This window comes from Dyella sp., from assembly GCF_035508675.1.
GTDB lineage: Bacteria > Pseudomonadota > Gammaproteobacteria > Xanthomonadales > Rhodanobacteraceae > Dyella_B.
The window spans coordinates 1-3,817 of record NZ_DATJMN010000263.1; the positions used below are offsets into that span (position 1 = coordinate 1).

3 protein-coding genes are annotated in these 3,817 nt (G+C 59.7%); 1 reads left to right on the plus strand and 2 read right to left on the minus strand.

Annotation, left to right across the window (positions count from 1 at the left end; genetic code table 11):
- Positions 1-1,718: type II secretion system secretin GspD (gene gspD / locus VMA74_RS13715; protein WP_325367865.1), on the plus strand; the 1,718-nt coding region annotated here is incomplete at its 5' end.
- A 64-nt stretch (positions 1,719-1,782) separates the two neighbouring features.
- Here the strand turns inward: gspD and VMA74_RS13720 are convergent.
- Positions 1,783-2,628, minus strand: coding sequence for an aldose epimerase (locus tag VMA74_RS13720; protein WP_325367867.1), 846 nt, complete (start codon positions 2,626-2,628; stop codon positions 1,783-1,785).
- Complete coding sequence (locus VMA74_RS13725; RefSeq protein ID WP_325367869.1) at positions 2,618-3,634, minus strand: glycoside hydrolase family 43 protein; 1,017 nt, start codon at positions 3,632-3,634, stop codon at positions 2,618-2,620. Before VMA74_RS13725 ends, VMA74_RS13720 begins: the two co-directional genes overlap by 11 nt.
- Positions 3,635-3,817: the final 183 nt, after the last annotated feature.

The window sequence follows — 3,817 nt, forward strand, 5'->3', positions numbered from 1 at the left end:
TGCTGGTCGACAATGCGCGCAATGTCATCGTCGTGGCCGGCACCCCGGATGAAATCGACAACTACAGCCGCACTATCCACACGTTCGACGTGGACTGGCTGCGTGGCATGTCGGTCGGCGTGTTCAATCTGCAGCATGCCAACGTCGAAGAATTGATGCCGCAGCTGGATGGCATGTTCGGTCCCAAGGGCGACACACCGCTGGCAGGCATGTTCCGTTTCATTCCGATCAAGCGCACCAATGCGCTGGTCGTGATCAGCACGCAGCCAAGCTACCTCAGCGAAATCCGCGATTGGATTGCCAAAATCGATTTGGGTGGCGGCAACGAGCCGCAGCTTTACGTGTACGACGTGCGCAATATTGGTGCGGCGGATATGGCGCATTACCTGGCGCAAATCTATGCCGACAACAGCGGTGGCAGCTCCGACCACGGCGGTAGCGTTGCGCCTGGGGCGGGTGGTGCCACTACGCTGGGTGTCGGCAACAACGCCAGCGGCAATACCAGTGGCATGGGCAGCACTGCCGGCAGCTTTGGTAGTTCCACCACCGGGGGTACCAGCGGTGGACTTTCCAGCGGCCTAGGTAGCACCGGTACAGGCAACAGTTCCTATGGCGGCTTGGGTTCGTCTTCGTCCAATACCGGCGGCATCGGTGGCGGCACGGCCGTCAACGGCGTTGGCATGAACGGTGGTTTGGCCAGTACGCAAAACCAGGACCAGGGCTATAGCTCAAAGGATGGCAGCATCCGTATCGGTTCGGTAAGCGCCAACAATCAATTGCTGGTACGTGCACGCCCCGCGCAATGGCAGGAGATGTTAGGTGTCATCAGGCAGCTAGACATGCCGCCGCTACAGGTGCAGATCGAAGCGAAGGTGTTCGAAGTACAGCTCACCGGCAACTTCCAATTTGGTGTGCAGTGGTACCTGCAAGGGTTGGCTGGAACTACGGACGATAACGGTACCATTACGCCAGGCAATCCATATTCACACCGCATGATCGGTCTGGGCGGCGGTATTGGGAATCAGGGAACATATGGCGGCAATAGTTATAGCGGGCAACCGTTCTTCTATTCGTTCCTGAGTTCGAACGGAAAATTCCAAGTAGCTGTCAACGCGCTGGAAACAAGCGAAAATACAAAAACGCTGTCAGCGCCGACGTTGGTCGTGCTCAACAATCAGATCGCGCACATCCAGGTCGGTAACCAGGTCCCCGTCAACCAGACTTATTACACCGGCCTGGGCACTGGCACTGGAACTACTGTCGGTGAGGTGCAATACATTCCCACCGGCATCATTCTTGACGTGCAGCCGCGAGTGAACCCAGGCGGTCTGATCTATCTCAATATCGATCAGCAGGTCAGTGCCACCAACGGGCAGAACTCGCAGGGTAATTACACCATTTCGCAACGCCAAATCGCCACGCAGCTCAGCGTGCAAAACGGACAGACCGTGCTGCTCGGTGGCTTGATCCAGCAGCAGAACAGCGATCAAAACGCAGGTGTCCCAGGGTTGAGTCGTATCCCCATTCTGGGCAAGCTGTTCGGCAGCACGAGCAAGAACAAGACACGCGATGAGCTGATCGTACTGATCACCCCCCGTGTGATCAGCAACAGCGACGAAGCCAAGCAGATCACCGACGAATACCAGGATCAATTCCAGTCGCTTGCACCGCTACGCGGCCACAAGGCTCCGCCATTGGAATACCCGCTGCGGCGATAGGCGCGTAGATGGGGGTGAGCGGAACGCGAACCCCAACGTTCCTATGCATAATGTGGTGGGAAAGTCATCCCGGCCACTCCAGCAAAAACCATGCGGACAGCGACGAATGCGGCGATAAGCACGTCGCACGCTCAAGATTGACCGCATCAGGCGGCCCGCTTTGCGGCTCGATGCATGTGGCGTGCGTTGGTTCGTCATAGACCACCAGGTGATCGCAATCCGACGTGAGCCGGACGCGTTGGTCACGTCTATGGATGACGACAGGCTGGTCGTTGAGAAAGCAGTCGTCCCATGGCCCAGGCGGCGGTGCGGCCAAGGGCAGGGTGGCGATGCCTTCCGCATCGCGCGGATAGACCTGCTCGGGATGAATGTCGACGCGATCAGGTTTCCGAAACCAGGGATGCCATCCGATCGTCGCCGGCATGGCGCACTCGCCGGCGCGCACCATCAGCGTCATCCGCAGCCGATCTTCGCTTACCTCGATGCGTTGATGCGCGCTGCCGCCGAATGGCCAGCGCTCATCGGCGGGCAACGCGAGCGAGAGTTCGACATGCGAGGACGCATGCGCATCGACCTGCCAGGCCATGGCCAAGGCAACGCCATGAATGGCGTGACCGCCAAGATTGCGCGGCAATTGATAATCCTGCCCCTCAAAGCGAAATCGCCCGTGCCGGATACGGCCGGCCCACGGCAGCATCGGATAGGAACCCCAGGCGATCATCGCGGCATGCTGCGCATCATGATCGACCAGCCAAGGCACGCCATGGCGGATGATCTGCGCAATACGTCCACCGGCTTCAGGCGCAATATCGACAACGAGTGCGCCGTGGCGAATTTGTAGGCGGGAGCCCGGCGCCAGGGGCGTCAGTGCGGGGTCATGCGGCGGGGTGTGGTTGTCGTCAGCTTCCATAGGGATCAATGCGCAGGATTCGTCCCTGCGCATCATGGCGCAATTCCGTCATCTTGATCGAGCGCAGGTGCGTGGCGCCGCCCGACAGAATCGCGTCGTGGTAGAACAGGTACCACTTGCCGGCGAACGCGCAGATGGAGTGATGCGTGGTCCAGCCGACCACCTCGCCCAGGATCTGTCCCTGGTAAGTGAATGGCCCATAGGGATTGTCGCCGGTGGCGTAGCAGATGAAATGCGTATCGCCAGTGGAGTACGAAAAGTAATACGTGCCCTGATGCTTGTGCAGCCACGGTGCCTCGAAGAAGCGGCGGGCATGATCGCCTGCCCGCAGCGGATGTCCATCCTGGTCGAGGATGACGACTTCGCGCGATGCCTCGGCAAGCTGCAGCATGTCATCGCTCAGCCGCGCAATACGTGGCCCCAGCGCAGGCTCGTCGTCAGCGGGTTCCTCGTTGCTCTGGGCGTACACGTTGTCACGATACTTCTGCAACTGGCCGCCCCAGATGCCGCCGAAATACATGTAGTGGGCGCCATCGTCGTCTTCGTAAACCGCGGGATCGATCGAATAGCTGCCGCGAATGGGCTCGGGCTCCGCTGTGAACGGACCTTCCGGGCGCTCCGCCACCGCAACGCCGATCTGGAACACGCCATCCGCACGCTTGGCCGGAAAATAAAGGTAGTAACGTCCATGCTTGCAGGCAGCATCCGGCGCCCACATTTGCCGCTCCGCCCACGGCACGTCTTTTACATGCAGCGCCACGCCGCAATCGATCACTTTGCTGTCGGGTGAATCCATGCGGAAGACGTGATAGTCCTCCATGCAAAAGTGATCGCCGTTATCGTTGAATGGCGCGCCGCTTTCGATATCGTGCGAAGGATAGAGATAGATGGCGCCGTCAAAGACATGCGCGGAAGGGTCGGCGGTGTACAGGTGCGTGACCAAGGGTGGTGAGATGGCGCTGGCGGCCAATGACGGTAGGTCGCGCTTTTCCGTTTCGTCGGACATCGAACAAATCCATCGGGAAAGGTATGTTGTGTGTGGGAATTCAGGAGGGCAGAGCGGCCTCGAGCCGGCGTGTGCCCAGCTCCTGCTCGATGCGCTGCTCCAGCGGCTTGTCGATCTCATACAAGAACATCAATGCCACCGCGGCCAGGAAAGGGATCGAGCAGAGCACGCTCACGGCAAGGC